Origin of the sequence: Virgibacillus dokdonensis, assembly GCF_900166595.1 — a bacterium.
Classification (GTDB): domain Bacteria; phylum Bacillota; class Bacilli; order Bacillales; family Amphibacillaceae; genus Virgibacillus; species Virgibacillus dokdonensis.
Window position 1 is genome coordinate 1 of the sequence record NZ_LT745755.1, and the last position, 1101, is coordinate 1101.

Here is a 1101-nt window from a genome sequence, read left to right on the forward strand (position 1 = left end):
ATTTGAGTTAGAGTTAGATGCATTTCCACAAGCAGTTATAATGATGAGCACAGCTACAAGTATGAGTATGGTTTGTTTTTTCACATTGCTCCATCCTTTTATACGTATCTTATTGTTGCCACTTTATTTCATTCAATAAAAGTGATTGACTCTCTTCAAGCTTACGTCTTATAATACGAGCCTCTTTCATCATTTTCCTGTTTAACCTTGCTCTAAATCTTTGCTAACTTCCATGACAAGATGTCCCAATTCAGGCAAGATTAACTTTTCCATCGCTAGTTTTACCGCCCCACTAGAACCTGGTATGGCAAAAATAACACGATTTTGCGAAACGCCGGCGACTGCTCTTGATAGCATGCTTGCTGAACCGATGTCCAATTGGTAACTAAGCATACGAAATAACTCACCAAAGCCAGGTAATTCTTTATCTAATAATGGCTTGACAGCTTCAATGGTGACATCGCGTTTGGAAATGCCTGTACCTCCATTTATAATCACAGCTTCTATGTCTGTTCCATAGCTGTTTATATGCATTTCAATCATGCATTTTTCATCTGGGATTACATCGTAAGCAGAAACAGTATGACCTTCCTCTCCCAAAAAGGATTGAATGAATCTTCCACTTTTATCGGTTTCCTTATTTCTTGTATCACTGATGGTTAAAATAGCACATGTTACAGCCTTTGGTGATGTCTTTCGATGGTCTTGTAACAATCGTGTAGCCCCCTTAATGTTCTATATTAGCCACATATTTGTGATATTCGGACTGTCGATTTATATTAAAAAATGCTTTGGTATCATCTATTTTCACATAACGTGTAGCTATTTTTTCCAATAAGTGATCAACCTTCCGTTCTTCCTGATTAAGCTGCGTTTTGATCTTGTCTTTTATAGTACAACGAAATAACCCTACAAGGACTTGCATTTTTTCATCTACTATGGGAATAACTGCGTCTACCTCATCTCCCATCTCCCGCAACAAAACCTCTAGTACTTCTGACTTCATAAACGGCACATCGACAGGCAAGGTGAGCAACCACTCTGTTTCACAAGAAGTCATTGCGGAATAAATTCCTGCAAGCGGACCATCCCCTTGATAAT

At 38.4% G+C, this 1101-nt stretch carries 2 protein-coding genes; both read right to left on the bottom strand.

The window, feature by feature from the left end:
• Positions 1-201: 201 nt before the first annotated feature.
• Complete coding sequence (locus B2C77_RS00395; RefSeq protein WP_077701818.1) at positions 202-714, bottom strand: MogA/MoaB family molybdenum cofactor biosynthesis protein; 513 nt, start codon at positions 712-714, stop codon at positions 202-204.
• A gap of 13 nt (positions 715-727) precedes the next feature.
• Positions 728-1101, bottom strand: a 374-nt coding sequence (mobA, locus tag B2C77_RS00400; RefSeq protein ID WP_141130628.1) for a molybdenum cofactor guanylyltransferase, incomplete at its 5' end; no start/stop codon positions are given.